This window comes from Streptomyces sp. NPDC048002 (assembly GCF_040653275.1).
Taxonomy (GTDB): domain Bacteria; phylum Actinomycetota; class Actinomycetes; order Streptomycetales; family Streptomycetaceae; genus Streptomyces.
In genome coordinates, this window is record NZ_JBEZNL010000006.1 from 1 (window position 1) to 22394 (window position 22394).

Here is a 22394-nt window from a genome sequence, read left to right on the forward strand (position 1 = left end):
CGCCCCAGCCCGGTCCGGGCGGCGGGGGCGGCGGGGTCTGTGCGGGGTTCGCGGGGCCGGCCGGCGCGGACCACTGGGCCGGGGGCGGCTGCTCCTTGGACCACTTCGGGCCGGAGTCCTGCGGCTGCGGGCCCTGCTGGTCGGCGGGGTGACCGGCGTCGGGGCGGTCTGCGGGCCGGTCGGTGCCGGGCTCGCGGCGCTCCTGACCGTCGGACGGGGCGGATCCGGGCGAGGCCCAGCCCGGAGTGTCGTTCATCGTCGCTCCTTCACGGTGCCCGTCCGCGGGTCGCGGCGGCAGGTTGGGAGCCATCGTGCCATGGGGTGGTCGTCGGGGGACCGGCCAAGGTCGGGGCTGTACACCTTCAATTGTCCGCCGGATAACGGGCAGACTGACCGCATGGCTGATCAGCACGCGCAATCCGGTGAGGACAGGCGGCCGACCGGGATACCGGTGATCCGTTGGGAAGAGCCACCCGAAGGCCCCGTACTGGTTCTGCTCGACCAGAGGAGACTGCCCGCGGAGGAGGTCGAACTGGTCTGTACGGACGCGCCGATGCTGGTGGAGGCGATCCGTTCGCTCGCCGTGCGCGGGGCGCCGGTGCTGGGGATCGCGGGCGCGTACGGTGTCGCGCTCGCCGCGGTGCGCGGGTTCGACGTGGACGACGCCGCCGACGCCCTCGCGGCGGCCCGGCCCACCGCGGTCAACCTCGCCGTCGGGGTCCGCGGGGCGCAGGCCGCGTACCGGGCGGAGCTGGCCGCGGGCGGTGACGCCGGGAAGGCGGCGCAGGCCGCGCTGGCCGCCGCGCGCACACTGCACCGAGACGACGCCGAGGCGAGCGCGGGGATGGCCCGCAGGGGACTGGCGCTGCTGGACGAGCTGCTGCCCGGCGGCGGGCACCGGATCCTCACCCACTGCAACACCGGCTCGCTGGTGTCCGGCGGCGAGGGCACGGCGTTCGCGGTGGCGCTGGCGGCGCACCGGAAGGGACAGCTGCGGCGGCTGTGGGTGGACGAGACGCGCCCGCTGTTGCAGGGGTCCCGGCTGACGGCGTACGAGGCGGCCCGCAGCGGGATGGCGTACTCGCTGCTGACGGACAACGCGGCGGGATCGCTGTTCGCCGCGGGCGAGGTGGACGCCGTACTGATCGGGGCGGACCGGATCGCCGCGGACGGGTCGGTGGCGAACAAGGTCGGCAGCTATCCGCTGGCGGTGCTCGCGCGCTACCACCATGTGCCGTTCATCGTGGTGGCGCCGTCGACGACGGTGGACATGGGGACGCCGGACGGGGCGTCGATCGAGGTGGAGCAGCGGCCCGGGTACGAGGTGACCGAGGTGGCCGCGCCGCAGGTGCCGGTGACGGGGCCGGGCGGCGGGATACCGGTGGCGCCGCTCGGGACGCAGGCGTACAACCCCGCCTTCGATGTGACGCCGCCGGAGCTGATCACGGCGATCGTGACGGAGGCCGGTGTGGTGTCGCCGGTGACGGCGGAGGCGCTGGCCGAGTTGTGCGCCGGGCGGCCCGAGGTGACGCTCGGCTGAGGAGGGATGCGCGCTCTGTGTCGACGGCCCCGGCGGGCGGGCCGTCGGCGCGTGCCGCCGGACCCGTGATCGGCGAACGAGGGCAGACAGTAGTGACCCCGTACGACTATCGTCACAGGCCAGTGACCCTTCTCACCAGCGCCCCGGTCACTGTTACGAGAATGGGATGATGTCGTTTATGAAGGGACGAGTCCTTGTCGTCGACGACGACACCGCACTGGCCGAGATGCTCGGCATCGTGCTGCGTGGTGAAGGTTTTGAGCCGTCTTTCGTAGCCGACGGTGACAAGGCGCTGGCCGCATTCCGCGAGGCCAAGCCCGATCTTGTGCTGCTCGACCTGATGCTGCCCGGACGGGACGGCATCGAGGTGTGCCGCCTGATCCGGGCCGAGTCGGGCGTACCGATCGTCATGCTCACCGCCAAGAGCGACACCGTCGATGTCGTGGTGGGCCTGGAGTCCGGCGCCGACGACTACATCGTGAAGCCGTTCAAGCCCAAGGAGCTGGTCGCCCGTATCCGGGCGCGGCTGCGGAGGTCCGAGGAGCCCGCGCCGGAGCAGCTCGCCATCGGTGACCTCGTCATCGACGTCGCCGGTCACTCGGTGAAGCGGGACGGGCAGTCGATCGCGCTGACGCCGCTGGAGTTCGACCTGCTGGTCGCGCTCGCCCGCAAGCCGTGGCAGGTGTTCACCCGTGAGGTCCTGCTGGAGCAGGTGTGGGGATACCGGCACGCCGCGGACACCCGCCTGGTCAATGTGCATGTGCAGCGACTGCGCTCCAAGGTCGAGAAGGACCCGGAGCGCCCGGAGATCGTGGTGACCGTCCGAGGTGTCGGTTACAAGGCGGGACCGAGCTGACATGTCGGGTGACAGTGCCGCTTCGGCGCCCGGACGGTCCGGGACCCGCGCGGGGCGGCCTGTCGGCCGGGGGACGACAGGCTCTCGCTGGGGACGTGTTCTGGAGGGCGGGCTGCTCCAGGGCGGGGTCCAGGGCAGCCCGGTCCTCCGGCTGTTCATGCGCTGGGTGCGCCGGCCGCTGCTGCCCGTCATGCGGCTGTGGCGGCGCAACATCCAGCTCAAGGTCGTGGTCACGACCCTGCTGATGTCGCTGGGCGTCGTGCTGCTGCTGGGCTTCGTCGTCATCGGGCAGGTCCGCAACGGCCTGCTGGACGCCAAGGTGAAGGCCTCGCAGAGCCAGGCCACCGGCGGTTTCGCAGCGGCCAAGCAGAGGGCCGACGCGACGGCGGCCGGAGTGGGCGACGACGGCACCACCCCGGACGGCCCGTCCGAGCAGAACGTCATCCAGTGGATGAGCGAACTCGTGGAGTCGCTGTCCAGCGGCGGCCAGGGCGCCTTCGAGGTGGTCACCCTGCCCACGGGCGGCGACAGCGGCGGCGGGCGCGGCCCGCGCGCCTCCAACTACGTCGACCCCAACGCCAGCGTGCCCGAGGACCTGCGGGAGCGGATCGACAGCGACACCGGCGCGGCGCAGAGCTACTCGCGCATCATCTACAACGCCGACAAGGACTCCCAGCCGGCCCTCGTCATCGGCAAGCAGCTCAACGACCCGAACAACAACCCGTACCAGCTCTACTACCTCTTCCCGCTCACCCAGGAGGAGAAGTCGCTGAGCCTGGTCAAGGGCACTCTGGCGACCGCCGGGCTGTTCGTGGTCGTCCTGCTCGGCGCCATCGCCTGGCTCGTGGTGCGCCAGGTGGTCACACCGGTGCGGATGGCGGCCGGGATCGCCGAGCGGCTGTCCGCCGGGCGCCTCCAGGAACGGATGAAGGTCACCGGCGAGGACGACATCGCCCGGCTCGGTGAGGCCTTCAACAAGATGGCGCAGAACCTCCAGCTCAAGATCCAGCAGCTGGAGGACCTGTCGCGGATGCAGCGGCGGTTCGTCTCGGATGTCTCGCACGAGTTGCGGACGCCGTTGACGACCGTACGGATGGCCGCCGACGTCATCCACGAGGCGCGGGAGGACTTCGACCCCGTGACGGCGCGGTCGGCGGAACTCCTCGCCGACCAGGTCGACCGCTTCGAGTCGCTCCTCGCCGACCTGCTGGAGATCAGCCGGTTCGACGCGGGCGCGGCGGCGCTGGAGGCCGAGCCGATCGACCTGCGCGAGGTCGTCCGTCGGGTGGTCAGCGGCGCCGAGCCGCTCGCCGAGCGCAAGGGCACGACGATACGGGTGGCGGGCGATCAGCAGCCCGTGATCGCCGAGGCCGACGCCCGGCGCCTGGAGCGGGTGCTGCGCAATCTCGTGGTCAACGCCGTGGAGCACGGCGAGGGCCGGGACGTGGTGGTCAGGCTCGCCTCGGCGGGCGGCGCGGTCGCGGTCGCGGTCCGCGACTACGGCATCGGGCTCAAGCCCGGCGAGGCCACGCGCGTCTTCAGCCGCTTCTGGCGGGCCGACCCGGCACGCGCGCGTACCACCGGCGGTACGGGGCTCGGGCTGTCCATCGCCCTGGAGGACGCCCGGCTGCACGGCGGCTGGCTCCAGGCCTGGGGCGAGCCCGGTGGCGGTTCGCAGTTCCGGCTGACGCTGCCCCGGACGGCGGACGAGCCCCTCAGGGGCTCCCCGATACCGCTGGAGCCGAAGGACTCGCGCCGCAACCGCGGTCTCGACGACGCCGGCCTCCCGAGGGGCGAGAAGAGCGCGACCGTGCCGGCGCAGCAGACGGGCGAGGCGGCCTCGATGCCGTCGCGCGATCCGATAGCGCAGCAGCTGGCCTCGGTGGCGGCGCCCACGGCCGACCCGACGGCGCTGCCCGGAAACGGCGCACGCGTGGTGCCCCGGCCGGGCGCGGCGCCGCGACGACAGGACGACGCGGCCACCGGGGAGGGGGCACGCGGCGAGGACGCCGGGCCGACGGAGGGCCCGAGCAGGCAAGGGGAGGCATTTCGTGGCCGCTGACCGCGAGGGGGGCACCCGGCACCGGCCGGGGCGCGCGGTGGCGTACGCCGCCTGTGGCGCCGTACTGCTGGCGGGGTGTGCGTCGATGCCCGACAGCGGGGACCTGAGCGGGGTGGACTCCACCGCTCGCCAGGACACCCAGGTGCGGGTCTTCGCGGTCCCGCCGGCCGAGGACGCCACGCCCACCCAGCTGGTGCAGGGCTTCCTGGAGGCGCTGACCAGCGACGACCCGAACTACGAGATCGCCAGCCAGTACCTGACGAAGGCGGCGGCGAAGGAATGGCGGCCGAAGACGGGCACCACGGTGCTCGCCGACGGCGCCGACGCCTTCGAGATGCCCCGCGCGCGCGGGCGGGAGAACACCTCGGAGACGTCGTTCACGCTGAGCGGCACCAAGGTCGCCACGGTGGACGAGCAGCAGTCGTACGCGGCTGCGGACGGGCTGTACGAGGAGCTGCTGCACCTCGTCCAGGACCCGAAGACCAAGCAGTGGCGCATCGACAAGCTGCCCGAGGGCGTCGTCATGGGGCAGGGCGACTTCGAGCGCAACTTCACGTCCGTCAACAAGTACTACTTCGCCTCGAACACCCTGGGCGGGGGGACCCGCCGGACCGCGGCGGTCGCCGACCCCGTGTTCGTGCGCGAGCGCGTCGACCCCATGACGCAGATGGTGCGCTCCCTGCTGAAGGGGCCGACCAGCTGGCTCAGCCCGGTGGTCCGCACCAGCTTTCCCACCGGTACGGCGCTGAAGAAGGGCGTCACCACACTCACCCCGGACGAGCAGAACAAGCTGACCGTGCCGCTGAACGACAGGGCCGCCCGGGTCGGCCTGAGCAAGTGCACCGAGATGGCCGCGCAGCTGTTGTTCACCCTGCGCAGCCTGAGTCCGTCGGTGGAGGAGGTCGAGCTGGAGTCGGGTGACCGGACCCTGTGCTCGCTCACCGCCGAACGGGCCGAGGCGACGGCGGCGCGCGGATCCACGGAGCAGGTCGGCCACCTGTACTTCGTCGACCACGAGCACCGGCTGGTGCGGATGGCCGCCGAGGACGGCGCCCGGACCGCCGAGGCGGTGCCCGGAGCGCTCGGCGAGGGGCAGACCCAGCTGAGGGCCGCGGCGGTCTCCCGGGACGAGGAGATGGCCGCTGGGGTCACCCTCGACGGCAAGCAGCTCTACGTCGGTTCGCTGGTGTCGGGCGGCTCGCTCGGTGAGCCCTTGCTGCGCAGTGCGGGCGGTACGGCCGAGGACCGGCTGACGGCGCCCAGCTGGGACTCCCAGCACGATCTGTGGGTGGCCGACCGCGACCCCGACGACCCCAGGCTGCTCCTGCTGGAGAACGGCGCGGGCGAACCGCTGGAGGTGCGGACACCGGGCCTGGACGGGCGCGTCGAGTCGGTGCGCGTGGCCGCGGACGGGGTGCGGATCGCGCTCGTCGTCTCGCGGGGCGACACCTCGTCGCTGCTCGTCGGGCGCATTGAGCGGGAGACGAAGGCGGGGGACGACCGGCCGACCGTGTCGGTGATGGAACTGCGCTCCGCGACACCGGCGTTGGAGGAGGTCACCACCGTCTCGTGGGCGGGCGACAGCCGCCTGGTGGCGGTCGGGCGCGAGCAGGACGGCGTCCAGACCGTGCGCTACGTCCAGGTCGACGGGGCTGTGCCCGAGGGGCCGACGCCGGCCGCGCTGACCGGGGCCAAGGAGATCGCCGCGGCCGAGAACGACCGGCTGCCGCTGGTGGCGTACTCGGAGGACGGCATCGTGCGCCTCCAGGCCGGGGCGCAGTGGCAGAAGGTCGTCACGGACGGGACGGCGCCGGTCTATCCGGGGTGAGCGTCCCGCGTGGCGGTACGGGTGAGCGGCTGTTCCGGATCGGGGCGGCCGCTCTTTCGCTCTGCGCCGGGCGCGCCGGGCGCCTGTGGTCGTTCCGCGGCGGCGCGCGCCAGGCCCTCGTCCGTCCCCTGGCGGGCGGGCCAAGCCTGTGACGTGGGGTTATGCGGGTGACGGGAGTTATCCACAAGACGTTGTCCACAGGGGTGGCAGGGGGCGGCCGGGGGCGGCAGAGTGGGGACATGCGGGGTTGGTGGCAGGAGTTCGCGGATCTGGTGCTGCCGGCCGAGTGCGCCGGCTGCGGGCGGCCTCGTACGGTGCTCTGCCCGGCGTGCCGTACGGCGCTGAACGGTGCGGGAGCGGGCCGGGTGCGACCGGAGCCGGAACCGTCCGGGCTGCCCGCCGTGCACGCCGCCGCACGGTACGGCGACGCGGTGCGCGCCGTGCTGCTGGCCCACAAGGAGCGGGGTGCGCTGGCCCTCTCGGCGCCGTTGGGGGCCGCGTTGGCGCGGGCGGTACGGGCGGGTGCGGGCGACCTGCTCCGGGCGCCGGGCAGGTGGTCCTCGCCGGTGCTGCTGGTGCCGGTGCCCTCGGCGCGCGGGGCCGTGCGGGCGCGGGGCCACGATCCCGCGCGGCGGATCGCGCTCGCCGCGGCGGCCGAGCTGCGCCGGGCCGGGACTCCGGCGCGGGTGCTGGCCGTGCTGCGGCAGCGGCGCGCCGTGGCAGATCAGTCGGGGCTCAACTCCCGGCAGCGGCTGGACAATCTGGCGGGCGCGCTCGCGGTGGCGCCCGGCGGGGGCCGGCTGCTGGGGGAGGGGCCGGTCGTGCTCGTGGACGACCTGATGACGACCGGTGCCTCCTTGGCGGAGGCCGCGCGTGCGGTCCGGGAGGGACTGGCGGAGGGGGTGACGGAGGGAGTGGCGCGGGGGCGTGCGGACGCGGCCGGGGTGGAACTCCGGTCCGGGCGGCCGGATCTCCGCGTAGGCGGCGGAAGGGCGGTGTGTTTCCCGGCAACTCGGGAAGACAGAGGGGAACGGAGTACGGAAGTGACGGCCGAGACGGTACGGAGGCACGGAGTGCCGGTAATGGCGGGCAGTATCCGTCCTGGTGGCCTGATGTGCGCGGCGGTCGTCGCGGCGCCGCCGGATGCTTTCGAAATAAACCGGAACTGACTGTGAACTTGCATCGTTGCAGGTTATGAGAGCGCTAATTCACCTGAACGGAGGTACGCCGCTGTAGAGGGTGACGACATCCGTCCGGGCGAGATATGTTCAGTTGAGAGAGAAAGGCGCAGGCCATCGCTCTCACAACTGAATGCAGGCTGCGGGTTTTCCGTATTCACCCGAGCCGCCGGGGTGGAGATCTCGCCCACGGGGGAGGAGGAGGTGGAAGTCACCGAGTCCGAGGCTCCGGGGATCACCGGGGCCTGGTGCAAAAGGGAGATGCTCCGCCGCTGGAGCGGAGTGATCCGGGAACGGAGTTCTGCGTGGACATCGTCGTCAAGGGCCGCAAGACCGAGGTGCCCGAGCGGTTCCGCAAGCACGTGGCCGAGAAGCTGAAGCTGGAGAAGATCCAGAAGCTCGACGGCAAGGTGATCAGCCTCGACGTCGAGGTGTCCAAGGAGCCCAACCCCCGACAGGCCGACCGCTGTGACCGAGTGGAGATCACGCTCCGCTCCCGCGGTCCGGTGATCCGGGCGGAGGCGGCGGCAAACGATCCGTACGCGGCGCTTGACCTGGCGGCGGAGAAGCTGGACGCACGGCTGCGCAAGCAGCACGACAAGCGTTACTCGCGCCGGGGCTCGCGACGGCTGACGGCGGCCGAGGTTCCCGACCACGTGCCGGGCGCGGCGACGCTCAACGGGAACGGCCACGACTTCGAGGAGCAGGAGCCGGACGGCGTTCCCACCAAGAAGATCGGCTCGCTGGAAGTGAAGGGCGAGGGACCCCTCGTCGTGCGCGAGAAGACGCACGTAGCTTCCCCCATGACCCTTGACCAGGCCCTCTACGAGATGGAGCTGGTCGGGCACGACTTCTATCTGTTCGTCGACTCCGAGACGAAGGAGCCGAGTGTCGTCTACCGGCGGCACGCCTACGACTACGGCGTGATCCACCTCAACACCGACCCCATGGTCGCGGAGGCGGACGCCCAAGCGGCCGGTGGTGTGCTGGGCGGCTGAGCCACCCGGCCGGAGGCAGAGCGGTGCCCCTGGAGTGCGCTGATGCGCCCCCAGGGGCACCGGTGTGCGACCGCTTCACGCCCCGCTCTGTCACCGCGGTGTCGTCCGGGCATGAAATCATGGCCGCACCGGCCCAACCGGTGGGCCGCTGCCTTGCGTTGGCGATGGCACCTGACCAGCCACAGCCTTCAGGGGGAGGAACGATGGCGGACACCTTCGGACCGATGCGGGACGAGAGCGCCGACGGCGATGTCGTCGGCGTGCGCCCGGACACGGGATCTCCACGCAAGGAGCCGATCAGAGTCCTCGTCGTCGACGACCACGCCCTCTTCCGCCGCGGACTGGAGATCGTGCTCGCGGCCGAGGAGGACATCCAGGTCGTCGGCGAGGCCGGGGACGGCGCAGAGGCCGTGGACAAGGCGGCCGATCTGCTGCCCGACATCGTGCTGATGGACGTGCGGATGCCCAAGCGGGGCGGGATCGAGGCCTGCACCTCCATCAAGGAGGTGGCACCCAGCGCCAAGATCATCATGCTGACGATCAGCGACGAGGAGGCCGACCTCTACGAGGCGATCAAGGCGGGTGCCACCGGCTACCTGCTCAAGGAGATCTCCACCGACGAGGTGGCCACCGCCATCCGCGCGGTCGCCGACGGGCAGTCGCAGATCAGCCCGTCCATGGCGTCGAAGCTGCTCACCGAGTTCAAGTCGATGATCCAGCGCACGGACGAGCGCCGGCTCGTGCCCGCGCCGAGGCTCACCGACCGTGAGCTGGAGGTGCTGAAGCTGGTCGCCACGGGAATGAACAACCGCGACATCGCGAAGGAGTTGTTCATCTCCGAGAACACCGTGAAGAACCATGTCCGCAACATCCTGGAGAAGCTTCAGCTGCACTCCAGGATGGAGGCCGTGGTGTACGCGATGCGGGAGAAGATCCTGGAGATCCGCTAGCCCGCCAGGTCGTTCAGCCCGCCGGCTCGTTGAGCGCGCGGGTGAGCGGCTCGCGCAGGCCGGGTGTGTCGACCCGCTCCACGCGCACGTCCGTGCAGTCCACCCAGCTCGCCGCCTCCACCAGGGCCTGGGCCACCGCGGGGACCGCCTTGGGCCCGTCCAGGGTGACCTGCTTGGCGACCAGGGTGCGGCCCTCGCGCGCCGGGTCCACCCGGCCGACGAGCCGGCCGCCGGCCAGCACCGGCATCGCGAAGTAGCCGTGCACGCGTTTCTGCCGCGGCACGTACGCCTCCAGCCGGTGGGTGAAGCCGAAGATCCGCTCGGTGCGGGCCCGTTCCCAGATCAGGGAGTCGAACGGCGACAGCAGGGTCGTACGGTGCCGGCCGCGCGGCGGTGTGGCCAGCGCCACCGGGTCCGCCCAGGCCGGCTTGGACCAGCCCTGCACCGTCACCGGGACGAGTCCGGAGTCGGCGATCACCGCGTCCACCTGCTCGGCCTTGAGACGGTGGTAGTCGGCGATGTCCGCGCGGGTGCCCACACCGAGGGACTGGCCCGCCAGGCCGACCAGGCGGCGCAGGCACTCCGTGTCGTCCAGCCCGTCGTGCAGCAGGGCGGCCGGGACGGCGCGCTCGGCGAGGTCGTAGACCCGCTTCCAGCCCCGCCGTTCCACGCAGACGACCTCGCCGTACATCAGGGCGCGTTCCACCGCGACCTTGGAGCCGGACCAGTCCCACCAGTCGGCGGTCTTCTTCGCGCCGCCCAACTCCGTCGCGGTCAGGGGGCCTTCGGTGGTGAGCTGCTTGATCACCTGGTCGTAGACGCCGTCGGGGAGGTCGTGGCCCCAGTGCGGGCGGCCGCGGTAGGCGCGGCGCCGGAAGGCGAAGTGGGGCCACTCCTCGATCGGCAGGATGCAGGCCGCGTGGGACCAGTACTCGAAGGCGTGGGTGTCCTTCCAGTACGCGTTCTCCACCGTGCCGCGGCCCACCGCGCCGAGCCGGGCGTAGGGGATCAGCTCGTGGGAGCGGGCCAGCACCGAGATGGTGTCGAGCTGGACCGCGCCTAGGTGCCGCAGGACGCCGCGGACGCCGGACCTGCGGTCGGGGGCGCCGAGGAGGCCCTGGGCGCGGAGGGCGATACGGCGGGCCTCGTCTGCCGAGAGCTCGGTGGTGGGGCGCGGGGTGGTCATGCCTCGCACGATAGGGGGTGGCACTGACATCGGGGCGCGGGCCCGGGGTTCGGGGTGGGTGGTCCCTCGTGGGGGCTCATGACGACGGCAGGTAGGGGGCCGTGGTGGGGAGGTCCAGGTCCGAGGGGAGCAGGGAGGCGACCCAGCAGTCCCGGCGGACGCCCTTGTTGTCGATCGCCGAGCGCAGGGTGCCTTCGAGGGTGAATCCCGCGCGTTCCGCCACGGCCCGGGACCCGACGTTGCCGACCTCGGCCCGCCATTCCAGACGGTCGACCGCGGCCCGGGTGAACGACCAGTGCGCGGCGGCCAGTACCGCCTCGACGGTGAAGCCCCGGCCGCGGTGCTCCTTCGCGGTCCAGAAACCGACCTCGGCCACGCCCGGTGCGCGCACGGTCAGGCCGAGCATGCCCACCAGTTCCTCGCCCGCGGGGAGGAAGACGCCGAAGGTGAACATCGTGTTGTTCAGCCAGCCGTCGGGCACCAGTTGACCGGTGAAACTCCGGGCGTGCTCGGGCAGGTACGGCGAGGGGATCGTGGTCCAGCGCCGGATGTCGGGATCCTGGGCGGCGCGGTGGACTGCGTCGGCGTCGGCGGGGCCGACCGTGCGCAGCAGAAGGCGGTCGGTGGTCAGGGTCACGGGGTCCATCGGCCGATTCTGCTCGCGATGCGGTCGAAGGTGCCAGAGATGTGCCGTGCGTGAGCGGGTGATCACAATTCGCGCAATTCGTGAGGCTCGCGCGGCACCATCCGCGGCGCCCGTCCGTTGTCCCGTCGTAGAGATGTGCAGCAGCGGAAGGTCGCGGCAACGGCAGGCCTCCCGGCGTGGCGGGGTCCTCGCATACGATGGCCGTTGCTCAGTCAAGTCAAATGGAAACCGACCGTCCCAGGCCCGACCGGCAAGGAGACCAACCCCCGTGTCCGTCCTCTCGAAGATCATGCGTGCAGGCGAAGGCAAGATCCTGCGCAAGCTGCACCGCATCGCGGACCAGGTCAACTCCATCGAAGAGGACTTCGTCGACCTCTCCGACGCCGAGCTGCGTGCCCTCACCGATGAGTACAAGCAGCGCTACGCCGACGGTGAGACCCTGGACGATCTGCTCCCCGAGGCGTTCGCCACCGTCCGCGAGGCCGCCAAGCGCGTCCTCGGCCAGCGTCACTACGACGTGCAGATCATGGGTGGAGCCGCCCTGCACCTCGGCTACGTGGCCGAGATGAAGACCGGTGAGGGCAAGACCCTCGTCGGCACCCTGCCCGCGTACCTCAACGCGCTGTCCGGCAAGGGCGTCCACCTCATCACGGTCAACGACTACCTGGCCGAGCGCGACTCCGAGATGATGGGCCGCGTCCACAAGTTCCTCGGCCTCGAGGTCGGCTGCATCCTGGCGAACATGACGCCGGCGCAGCGCCGCGAGCAGTACGGCTGCGACATCACGTACGGCACGAACAACGAGTTCGGCTTCGACTACCTCCGCGACAACATGGCCTGGTCCCAGGACGAACTCGTCCAGCGCGGCCACAACTTCGCCATCGTCGACGAGGTCGACTCCATCCTCGTCGACGAGGCCCGTACGCCGCTGATCATCTCCGGCCCGGCCGACCAGGCCACCAAGTGGTACGGCGACTTCGCCAAGCTGGTCACGCGGCTGAAGAAGGGCGAGGCGGGCAACCCCCTCAAGGGCCTGGAGGAGACCGGCGACTACGACGTCGACGAGAAGAAGCGCACGGTCGCCATCCACGAGTCCGGTGTCGCCAAGGTCGAGGACTGGCTGGGCATCGACAACCTCTACGAGTCGGTGAACACGCCACTGGTGGGCTACCTGAACAACGCCATCAAGGCCAAGGAGCTCTTCAAGAAGGACAAGGACTACGTCGTCATCGACGGCGAAGTCATGATCGTCGACGAGCACACCGGCCGTATCCTCGCCGGCCGCCGCTACAACGAGGGCATGCACCAGGCGATCGAGGCGAAGGAAGGGGTGGCGATCAAGGACGAGAACCAGACGCTCGCCACGATCACCCTCCAGAACTTCTTCCGCCTCTACAAGCGCGCCGACCACAACGGCAAGGAACAGCCCGGTCTGTGCGGCATGACCGGTACGGCGATGACCGAGGCGGCCGAGTTCCACCAGATCTACAAGCTCGGCGTCGTCCCGATCCCGACCAACAAGCCGATGATCCGCAAGGACCAGTCGGACCTGATCTACCGCACCGAGGTCGCGAAGTTCGAGGCGGTCGTCGACGACATCGTCGAGAAGCACGAGAAGGGCCAGCCGATCCTCGTCGGTACGACGTCGGTCGAGAAGTCCGAGTACCTCTCGCAGCAGCTCAGCAAGCGCGGTGTGCAGCACGAGGTGCTCAACGCCAAGCAGCACGACCGTGAGGCGATCATCGTCGCCCAGGCCGGCCGCAAGGGCGCCGTCACCGTGGCCACCAACATGGCCGGCCGTGGTACGGACATCAAGCTCGGCGGCAACCCCGAGGACCTCGCCGAGGCGGAGCTGCGCCAGCGCGGCCTCGACCCCGAGGAGCACATCGAGGAGTGGGCGCACGCGCTGCCCGCCGCCCTGGAGAAGGCCGAGCAGGCCGTCAAGGCCGAGAAGGACGAGGTCGAGGACCTCGGCGGTCTCTACGTCCTCGGCACCGAGCGGCACGAGTCGCGCCGTATCGACAACCAGCTGCGCGGTCGTTCCGGCCGCCAGGGCGACCCCGGCGAGTCCCGGTTCTACCTCTCCCTCGGCGACGACCTGATGCGCCTGTTCAAGGCCCAGATGGTCGAGCGCGTGATGTCCATGGCGAACGTGCCGGACGACGTGCCGATCGAGAACAAGATGGTCACCCGCGCGATCGCCTCCGCCCAGTCGCAGGTCGAGCAGCAGAACTTCGAGACGCGCAAGAACGTCCTGAAGTACGACGAGGTCCTCAACCGCCAGCGCGAGGTCATCTACGGCGAGCGCCGCCGCGTCCTGGAGGGCGAGGACCTGCACGAGCAGATCCAGCACTTCATGGACGACACCATCGACGCGTACGTCTCCGCGGAGACCGCCGAGGGCTTCGCCGAGGAGTGGGACCTGGACCGGCTGTGGGGTGCCTTCAAGCAGCTCTACCCGGTGAAGGTCACCGTCGACGAGCTGGAGGACGAGGCCGGCGACCGGGCCGGTCTGACCGCCGAGTACCTCGCCGACTCCATCAAGGACGACATCCACGCCCAGTACGAGGAGCGCGAGGCGCAGCTCGGCTCCGAGATCATGCGTGAGCTGGAGCGCCGGGTCGTGCTGTCGGTCCTGGACCGCAAGTGGCGCGAGCACCTCTACGAGATGGACTACCTCCAGGAGGGCATCGGCCTGCGCGCGATGGCGCAGAAGGACCCGCTGGTCGAGTACCAGCGCGAGGGCTTCGACATGTTCACGGCCATGATGGACGGCATCAAGGAGGAGTCCGTCGGCTACCTGTTCAACCTGGAGGTTCAGGTCGAGCAGCAGGTCGAGGAGGTCCCGGTCGAGGACTCCAGGCCGAGCATGGAGAAGGCCCAGGACGCGGTTCCCGCGCAGGCGGCCGCGCGTCCGGAGATCCGCGCCAAGGGGCTCGACGCCCCGCAGCGGCGGAACCTGCACCTCTCGGCGCCGACCGTGGACGGCGCGGGCGGCACCGTGGAGAGCGAGTGGTCCGACGACGAGGAGCCGGTGCGCTCCGAGGCCGACGGTCTCACGCGCGCGGAGCGTCGCAAGCAGTCCCGTGGCGGGCGTCGCCGCAAGAAGTAGTCACACCGCGCCCGTACGGGCGGCAGGGCCGCACTGACGGCTTCGGAGGGTCGGGCACCCGAGGGTGCCCGGCCCTCCTGCGTGCGGGCGTGCGGGTGGCGGGTTCCCGGGGCTCAGTCGTCCCCCGCGCGGGGGCGGGCGGGGCCGCCCAGCTCCACCGCCGTGCAGCGCCAGCGCAGGTCGCGGCCCTGTTCGAGGCGGAACGCCATGGCGCGCAGCCGGTCACCGGCGCCGATGCGGGCGAAGGCCTCGATGGCACCCGGGGAGGGCACGTAGTAGCCGATGTCGCGGATCACCGGGCCGGTGCCGCCGGTGCCGCGGGCGGCGCGCAGGGGGCCGCGTTCGGCGAGCCAGGCGAGGTCGTCGTAGGCGCGGCCAGCGGTGTGCCGGAGCATGTAGTGGACGGGCCGTCGGCCGCTCAGCACGGCGAGGAGCCGGTCGGCGAAGACATCGGTGGGGCGGGGCTGCGGCGCGACCGGTCGGCGTGGCGTCTGGTGCGGGACGCGGTACGCGGCCTGCGGGGCGGCTCCACCGGGCCCCGCGGCGGCCTCCCGGCCCACGGCGCCCCCGACGCCGGGAGCACCGCTCCCGGGCCCGCCCCGGGCGCCCGTGGCACCGCTCCTGGGCCCGCCCCGGGCGCCCAGGGCGCCGGCGGCGCCGCTTCCGGACCGGCTGTAGGCGCCCGTGGTGGCGCTTCCGGACCGGCCGTAGGCGCTCGCGGTGTGCGCTGTGGCACTCCCGGCTTCGCCCGGGGCGCTCGCCGTGTCGGCGGCGCCGAGCCTCGCCCCTTCCGCAGCGGCCGCCCTGGCCGCCGGGCCGGGTGCCCCGCCCGGGGCGCGGGGTGGGGCGCCGCCGGGGCGGCGGGAGTCGCGGCGGCCGGGCGGGCGGGCGCCGGGGTGGTTCTTGGCCCTCGTCATGACCTTGTTCATGGGGAGCCCCCGTGGACGGGCCCGGGACATACCGGGCGGTAACTTTGCGGTTGGGGATCTTGTACGGGGCGGCGGCGGACGCATCAAGCCGGGGCGGGCCCGCGCCGGGGGCCAGAAATCTTCACCTATCCGAATGACATCGGGGCCGCCCGGCCCGTGGATACGGGGGCGCCGGGGGTGAGTTCCGGGACCCGGGTGGACGGCCGAGGGGGCGGTGCGGGGGACTCGAAAGGGGACGGCCGCACGTATCCTGAAGGCCCTCCGGCGGGTGCGGCAACGCCCTCCGCCGGGGCTGTTGAAGGAGTCCCCGACCACGAAAGCGGCCAGCCATGCGCGTCTACGTCCCCCTGACCCTCCCTGGTCTCGCCGAGGCGTACCGGACGGGCGAGCTGGGAAGCGGGCCGCTGACGGCGTACGCGGTGACGCCCGCGCTGCGCGAGTGGTACCTCTCCGAGGACATCGAGGAGCTGGAGTACGCGGCGCTGAACCGGGCCGCGCTGGCCTCCCTGCGGCTGCTTGCGGCGGACCCCGACGCGGTGCGGCGGCGGGTCGTGGTCGCGGCCGACGTGCCCGACGGGGCGGCGACCGTCGACCCCGACCGCGGGCTGGACCCGGCCGCGCTCGGCGAGGTCCGGGTGGCGGTGTCGGTGCCGCTGGCCAAGGCGGCCGCCGTGCACGTCGACGGCGGGGACGCGGAGGCGGACGTCGTCGCCGCCGCGCAGGCGCTGAAGGCCGCGGACGAGGGGGACGACGACGCCCAGTTCGTCGTGGACGGCGCCGAGGACCACGACCTGCTCTGGTACGCGACCCAGGAGATCCCGAACCTGGTCGCCCCCGCGGCCTGACCGGGGCGGCCCCCGCCGCCGCCCCCGGCTTCCCCTCGCTTCCCGCCCTCGACCCGCGCTCCTCCTGCTTGTCAGTGGGGCCGGGTACGTTTTGTGCATGGGGAAGCGAGTAGGGGCGCACATCGTCTGGGACTGGAACGGCACGCTGTTCCACGACAACGACGCGATCATCGGGGCCACCAACGCGGCCTTCGGCGAGCTGGGGCTCGAACCGATCACGATGGAGCAGTACCGGGCGCTGTACTGCGTGCCCGTGCCGAAGTTCTACGAGCGGCTGATGGGCCGGCTGCCCACGGACGCCGAGTGGGAGGTCATGGACGGGACCTTCCACCGCCACTACACAGAGCACCGCATCCGGTGCGGCCTGACCGAGGGCGTGACCGAGCTGCTCACGGGCTGGGGAGCGGGCGGGCACAGCCAGTCGATCCTCAGCATGTACGGCCACGACGAGCTGGTGCCGCTGGTGCGCGGCTTCGGGATCGAGCCGCACTTCATACGGGTGGACGGCCGGACCGGACCCTCCGGGGGCAGCAAGGCCGAGCACATGGTGCGGCATCTCGGGGCGCTGACCGGGGTGGACCCGGAGCGGACCGTGGTCATCGGGGACGCGGCCGACGACGCGGTGGCGGCGCTGCACGTGGGCGCGCGGGCCGTGCTCTACACCGGGGGCTCGCACAGCCGCGCCAGCCTGGAGGGCGTGGGGGTGCCCGTGGTGGACACGCTGGGCGAGGCCGTGGCGGAGGCGGAGCGGCTGGCGGCGTAGCGGTGGGCACCGTGCCGGGGCGGTCGGGGACCCGCGAGCGGATCCGCACCCGTTCCGGGACTGTGCATAACGTCAAACTTCGACCCCTGGTTTTGTACACATACGGCTCATGACGGGCCCCCGGTAATCAGCGATAGCCTTGTGGCGTGATCAGCGCGATAGCTCGCGGGGGCGTTGTTGCCCCTGCCCTGCGCCCGGCGAGCACGGAGGACATCCGTGGCCGGGCGGCGGTCGCTGGTCTTCGCGAGCGGGGTGGGGACAAGAGCGTTCCCCCGGTGCCGCGCAACCCCTCGGTGACGGCAGTGCGGAGAGCAGTGTCACATCCGTCGGGCGCGGCGGAATTGGCCGGTATCCCCCCGCTCGTCTCACCTCGCGGCATAGCGTCGAAGCAGACCGGACACCCCGCGTCGCGACGTTGTACCGGAGGGGACGACACCGTACTTCCTTCAACGTCACGCAACGGCGCGCGACAGGAGCCAGAGGACCATGCAGACCAAGCTGGACGAAGCAAAGGCCGAGCTGCTGGAGAGGGCCGCTCGGGTAGCTGAGAACAGCCCTGTCGGGGGACACCTTCCGACCGGGACCACGGGCGAGGGCACCCCGGACCGGGACACCGTGCTCTCGTTCCTCCAGCGTTACTACCTGCACACCGCCCCGGAGGACCTCGCCGACCGAGACCCGGTCGATGTCTTCGGAGCCGCTTTCTCGCACTACCGGCTGGCCGAGACCCGACCGCAGGGCACGGCCAACGTGCGGGTGCACACCCCGACCGTCGAGGAGAACGGCTGGACGTGCAGCCACTCCGTCGTCGAGGTCGTCACCGACGACATGCCCTTCCTGGTCGACTCGGTCACCAACGAGCTGACCCGCCAGGGGCGTGGCATCCACGTCGTCATCCACCCCCAGGTCGTCGTCCGCCGCGATGTCACCGGCCAGCTCGTCGAGGTGCTCTCCGCCCCGCCGGCCGCCGAGGACCGCCCGCACGACACGCACACCGAGTCCTGGATCCACGTCGAGATCGACCGGGAGACCGACCGGGCCGACCTCAAGCAGATCACCGCCGATCTGCTGCGCGTCCTGTCCGACGTCCGCGAGGCCGTCGAGGACTGGGAGAAGATGCGGGACGCCGCGATCCGCCTCTCCGAGGACCTGGGCCGGGAGCACGTTCCCGGCGACCTGCCCGCCGCCGAGGTCGAGGAGGCACGCGAGCTGCTCACCTGGCTCGGCGCCGACCACTTCACCTTCCTCGGCTACCGCGAGTACGAGCTGCGCGAGGACGACTCGCTGGCCGCCGTCCCCGGCACCGGCCTCGGCATCCTGCGCTCCGACCCCCACCACGCCGGCGACGACGCCCACCCCGTCAGCCCCTCCTTCGAGCGGCTGCCCGCCGACGCCCGCGCCAAGGCGCGCGAGCACAAGCTGCTGGTGCTCACCAAGGCCAACAGCCGCGCCACCGTCCACCGGCCGTCCTACCTGGACTACATCGGCGTGAAGAAGTTCGACGCCGAGGGCAACGTCATCGGCGAGCGCCGCTTCCTCGGCCTGTTCTCCTCCGCCGCCTACACCGAGTCCGTCCGCCGCGTCCCGGTCATCCGGCGCAAGGTCGACGACGTCCTCAGGCGGGCCGGCTTCTCGCCCAACAGCCACGACGGCCGCGACCTGCTCCAGATCCTGGAGACCTACCCGCGTGACGAGCTCTTCCAGACGCCCGTCGACGAGCTCCAGTCGATCGTCACCAGCGTCCTCTACCTCCAGGAACGCCGGCGCCTGAGGCTCTACCTGCGCCAGGACGAATACGGGCGCTACTACTCCGCCCTCGTCTACCTGCCGCGCGACCGCTACACCACCGGCGTCCGGCTGCGGATCATCGACATCCTGAAGGAGGAGCTCGGCGGCACCAACGTCGACTTCACCGCCTGGAACACCGAGTCGATCCTGTCCCGGCTGCACTTCGTGGTCCGCGTCCCGCAGGGCACCGAGCTGCCCCAGCTCAGCGACACCGACAAGGAGCGCATCGAGGCCCGCCTGGTCGAGGCCGCGCGCTCCTGGGCCGACGGCTTCGCCGAGGCGCTCAACGCCGAACTCGGCGAGGAGCGCGCCGCGGAACTGCTGCGCCGCTACGGCAACGCCTTCCCCGAGGGCTACAAGGCCGACCACACCCCGCGGGCCGCCGTCGCCGACCTGGTCCACCTGGAGCGGCTCGGCGAGGAGAAGAACTTCGCGCTCAGCCTGTACGAGCCGGTAGGCGCGGCCCCCGAGGAGCGCCGCTTCAAGATCTACCGCAAGGGCCCGGCGATCTACCTCTCCGCCGTGCTGCCCGTGCTCAACAAGCTCGGCGTCGAGGTCATCGACGAGCGCCCCTACGAGCTGCGCTGCTCGGACCGCACGTCGGCCTGGATCTACGACTTCGGCCTGCGGATGCCGAAGTCCGAGAACGGCGGCGACTACGGCGGCGACGACGCCCGCGAGCGCGTCCAGGAGGCCTTCTCCGCCACCTGGACCGGACAGGCCGAGAACGACGGCTTCAACGCGCTGGTGCTGGCCGCCGGGCTGACCTGGCGGCAGGCGATGGTGCTGCGCGCCTACGCCAAGTACCTGCGCCAGGCCGGTTCCACCTTCAGCCAGGACTACATGGAGGACACCCTCCGCAACAACGTCCACACCACCCGGTTGCTCGTCTCGCTGTTCGAGGCGCGGATGTCCCCGGACCGCCAGCGGGCGGGCCGCGAGATCGTGGACGCGCTGCTGGAGGAGCTCGACGCGGCCCTGGACCAGGTGGCCAGCCTCGACGAGGACCGGATCCTCAGGTCCTTCCTCACCGTGATCAAGGCGACCCTGCGGACCAACTTCTTCCAGGAGGCGACGGGCGGCCGCCCGCACGACTACGTCTCCATGAAGTTCGACCCGCAGGCCATCCCGGACCTCCCGGCGCCGCGCCCGGCGTACGAGATCTGGGTGTACTCGCCGCGGGTCGAGGGCGTGCACCTGAGGTTCGGCAAGGTCGCGCGCGGCGGTCTGCGCTGGTCCGACCGGCGCGAGGACTTCCGGACCGAGATCCTCGGCCTGGTCAAGGCGCAGATGGTGAAGAACACCGTCATCGTGCCGGTCGGCGCCAAGGGCGGCTTCGTCGCCAAGCACCTCCCCGACCCGTCGGTGGACCGGGACGCCTGGCTGGCCGAGGGCATCGCCAGCTACAAGACGTTCATCTCGGCGCTGCTCGACATCACCGACAACATGGTCGCGGGCGAGGTGGTGCCCCCGGCCGACGTCGTCCGGCACGACGAGGACGACACCTACCTGGTGGTCGCCGCCGACAAGGGCACCGCGACCTTCTCCGACATCGCCAACGGGGTCGCCGAGCAGTACAACTTCTGGCTCGGGGACGCCTTCGCCTCCGGCGGCTCGGCCGGCTACGACCACAAGGGCATGGGCATCACCGCCCGCGGTGCCTGGGAGTCCGTCAAGCGGCACTTCCGCGAGCTGGGCGTGGACACGCAGAGCGAGGACTTCACGGTCGTCGGCATCGGCGACATGTCCGGTGACGTGTTCGGCAACGGCATGCTGCTCAGCGAGCACATCCGGCTGGTCGCCGCCTTCGACCACCGGCACATCTTCATCGACCCGAACCCGGACGCGGCCACCGGCTACGCCGAGCGCCGCCGCCTGTTCGAGCTGCCGCGCTCCAGCTGGGCCGACTACAACACCGACCTGATCTCGGCCGGCGGCGGGGTCTTCCCGCGCAGCGCCAAGGCGATCCAGGTCAACGCCCAGATCCGCGCGGCCCTCGGCATCGAGGGCAAGGTGTCCAAGATGACGCCGGCCGAGCTGATGAAGGCGATCCTCCAGTCCCCGGTGGACCTGCTGTGGAACGGCGGCATCGGCACGTACGTCAAGGCGTCCACCGAGTCGAACGCGGACGTCGGCGACAAGGCCAACGACGCGATCCGGGTGGACGGCGCCGACCTGCGCGTCCGGGTCGTCGGCGAGGGCGGCAACCTGGGTCTGACCCAGCTCGGCCGGATCGAGTTCGCCCGCCAGGGCGGCAAGATCAACACCGATGCCATCGACAACAGCGCGGGCGTGGACACCTCCGACCACGAGGTGAACATCAAGATCCTGCTGAACGCGCTGGTCACCGAGGGCGACATGACCGTGAAGCAGCGCAACAAGCTGCTCGCGGAGATGACCGACGAGGTCGGCCGGCTGGTCCTGCGCAACAACTACGCGCAGAACACGGCCATCGCCAACGCGCTCGCCCAGTCCAAGGACATGCTCCACGCCCAGCAGCGCTACCTGCGCCACCTGGTCCGCGAGGGCCACCTCGACCGGGCCCTGGAGTTCCTGCCCACGGACCGCCAGATCCGTGAGCGGCTCGGCGCCGGGGACGGCCTGACCGGCCCGGAGACGGCCGTACTGCTCGCGTACACGAAGATCACGGTCGCCGAGGAGCTGCTGCACACCTCGCTGCCGGAGGACCCGTACCTGAGCACGCTGCTGCACGCGTACTTCCCGACCGCGCTGCGCGAGCGGTTCCCCGAGTACCTGGTCAGCCACCCGCTGCGCCGGGAGATCACCACGACCGTGCTGGTCAACGACACGGTCAACACCGGCGGTACGACCTATCTGCACCGGCTGCGCGAGGAGACGGGTGCCTCGCTGGAGGAGATCGTCCGGGCGCAGACCGTGGCCCGTGCGATCTTCCGCTCGGGCGCGGTGTGGGACGCGGTCGAGGCCCTCGACAACCAGGTCGAGGCCGCGGTCCAGACCCGGATCCGGCTGCACTCGCGCCGTCTGGTCGAGCGCGGCACGCGCTGGCTGCTGAACAACCGGCCGCAGCCGCTCCAGCTCGCCGACACCGTGGACTTCTTCAGTGAGCGGGTCGGGCAGGTGTGGCAGCAGCTGCCGAACCTGCTGCGCGGCGCGGACCTGGAGTGGTACCAGCAGATCTTCGACGAGCTGACCGGCGTCGGGGTCCCGGAGGAACTGGCCACCCGGGTGGCCGGGTTCTCCTCGGCCTTCCCGGCGCTCGACATCGTCTCGGTGGCCGACCGGATGGGCAAGGAGCCGCTGGAGGTCGCCGAGGTCTACTACGACCTCGCCGACCGCCTGCACATCACCCAGCTGATGGACCGCATCATCGAGCTGCCCCGCAACGACCGCTGGCAGTCGATGGCCCGCGCCTCCATCCGTGAGGACCTCTACGCCGCCCACGCGGCGCTGACCTCGGACGTGCTGGCCGTCGGCAACGGCACCTCCACCCCGGAGCAGCGCTTCAAGGCGTGGGAGGAGAAGAACGCGGCGATCCTGGGCCGGGCGCGCGCCACCCTGGAGGAGATCCAGGGCTCGGACGCCTTCGACCTCGCCAATCTGTCGGTGGCGATGCGGACGATGCGCACCCTGCTGCGGACGCACTCGTAGCCGACACGGCAAGAGTCTTGGCGGACACGGCAAGACTCGTGGCGGACACGGCGAGGAGGGCGCCCCGGACCATGACGGTCCGG

At 71.4% G+C, this 22394-nt stretch carries 14 protein-coding genes and 1 pseudogene; 11 read left to right on the forward strand and 4 right to left on the reverse strand.

What is annotated here, in order from left to right:
* Window positions 1–256, reverse strand: a pseudogene (locus AB0E07_RS10605) (hypothetical protein); the annotation flags it as partial.
* 141 nt (window positions 257–397) lie between these two features.
* Here AB0E07_RS10605 and mtnA point away from each other — a divergent pair.
* The 7 genes from mtnA (at window position 398) to AB0E07_RS10640 (ending at window position 9412) form a co-directional block, all read left to right on the forward strand.
* Window positions 398–1540: an S-methyl-5-thioribose-1-phosphate isomerase gene (mtnA, locus tag AB0E07_RS10610; RefSeq protein ID WP_362248334.1), complete on the forward strand. Its 1143-nt coding sequence runs from the start codon at window positions 398–400 to the stop codon at window positions 1538–1540.
* Window positions 1541–1706: 166 nt separating this feature from the next.
* On the forward strand, window positions 1707–2396 hold the full coding sequence (gene mtrA / locus AB0E07_RS10615) for a two-component system response regulator MtrA (protein WP_187283109.1): 690 nt from the start codon (window positions 1707–1709) through the stop codon (window positions 2394–2396).
* A 1-nt stretch (window position 2397) separates the two neighbouring features.
* Window positions 2398–4458: an MtrAB system histidine kinase MtrB gene (mtrB, locus tag AB0E07_RS10620; RefSeq protein WP_362248336.1), complete on the forward strand. Its 2061-nt coding sequence runs from the start codon at window positions 2398–2400 to the stop codon at window positions 4456–4458.
* The gene (locus AB0E07_RS10625; protein WP_362248338.1) at window positions 4448–6286 is read left to right on the forward strand and encodes an LpqB family beta-propeller domain-containing protein; all 1839 of its coding nucleotides are present in this window, start codon (window positions 4448–4450) and stop codon (window positions 6284–6286) included. The genes mtrB and AB0E07_RS10625 overlap by 11 nt, the downstream gene beginning before the upstream one ends.
* Before the next feature lie 239 nt (window positions 6287–6525).
* Complete coding sequence (locus tag AB0E07_RS10630; protein WP_362248340.1) at window positions 6526–7455, forward strand: ComF family protein; 930 nt, start codon at window positions 6526–6528, stop codon at window positions 7453–7455.
* Window positions 7456–7736: 281 nt separating this feature from the next.
* Window positions 7737–8462, forward strand: a complete 726-nt coding sequence (gene raiA / locus AB0E07_RS10635) for a ribosome-associated translation inhibitor RaiA (RefSeq protein WP_362249039.1) — start codon at window positions 7737–7739, stop codon at window positions 8460–8462.
* Between the two features lie 203 nt (window positions 8463–8665).
* Window positions 8666–9412, forward strand: a complete 747-nt coding sequence (locus tag AB0E07_RS10640; protein WP_362248342.1) for a response regulator transcription factor — start codon at window positions 8666–8668, stop codon at window positions 9410–9412.
* A 13-nt stretch (window positions 9413–9425) separates the two neighbouring features.
* On the opposite strand, the gene AB0E07_RS10645 is transcribed toward AB0E07_RS10640, so the two are convergent.
* Both AB0E07_RS10645 and AB0E07_RS10650 read right to left on the reverse strand, forming a co-directional pair.
* Window positions 9426–10598, reverse strand: coding sequence for a crosslink repair DNA glycosylase YcaQ family protein (locus tag AB0E07_RS10645; protein ID WP_362248343.1), 1173 nt, complete (start codon window positions 10596–10598; stop codon window positions 9426–9428).
* 76 nt (window positions 10599–10674) lie between these two features.
* Complete coding sequence (locus AB0E07_RS10650; RefSeq protein WP_362248345.1) at window positions 10675–11244, reverse strand: GNAT family N-acetyltransferase; 570 nt, start codon at window positions 11242–11244, stop codon at window positions 10675–10677.
* 268 nt (window positions 11245–11512) lie between these two features.
* Between AB0E07_RS10650 and secA the strand changes: the two genes are divergently transcribed.
* A complete protein-coding gene (secA, locus tag AB0E07_RS10655) occupies window positions 11513–14356 on the forward strand; it encodes a preprotein translocase subunit SecA (RefSeq protein ID WP_362248346.1) in 2844 nt (947 codons plus the stop codon).
* 113 nt (window positions 14357–14469) lie between these two features.
* Here the strand turns inward: secA and AB0E07_RS10660 are convergent, their stop codons facing one another.
* Window positions 14470–15273, reverse strand: a complete 804-nt coding sequence (locus AB0E07_RS10660; RefSeq protein WP_362248347.1) for an Rv3235 family protein — start codon at window positions 15271–15273, stop codon at window positions 14470–14472.
* Window positions 15274–15614: 341 nt separating this feature from the next.
* Between AB0E07_RS10660 and AB0E07_RS10665 the strand changes: the two genes are divergently transcribed.
* The 3 genes from AB0E07_RS10665 (at window position 15615) to AB0E07_RS10675 (ending at window position 22311) form a co-directional block, all read left to right on the forward strand.
* Window positions 15615–16130, forward strand: coding sequence for a hypothetical protein (locus AB0E07_RS10665; RefSeq protein ID WP_362248349.1), 516 nt, complete (start codon window positions 15615–15617; stop codon window positions 16128–16130).
* Window positions 16131–16227: 97 nt separating this feature from the next.
* Window positions 16228–16893 (forward strand): HAD hydrolase-like protein, encoded by a 666-nt coding sequence (locus AB0E07_RS10670; RefSeq protein WP_362248351.1) that lies wholly within the window; start codon window positions 16228–16230, stop codon window positions 16891–16893.
* A gap of 486 nt (window positions 16894–17379) precedes the next feature.
* Window positions 17380–22311, forward strand: coding sequence for an NAD-glutamate dehydrogenase (locus tag AB0E07_RS10675; protein WP_362248352.1), 4932 nt, complete (start codon window positions 17380–17382; stop codon window positions 22309–22311).
* The last annotated feature ends 83 nt before the right edge of the window (window positions 22312–22394 follow it).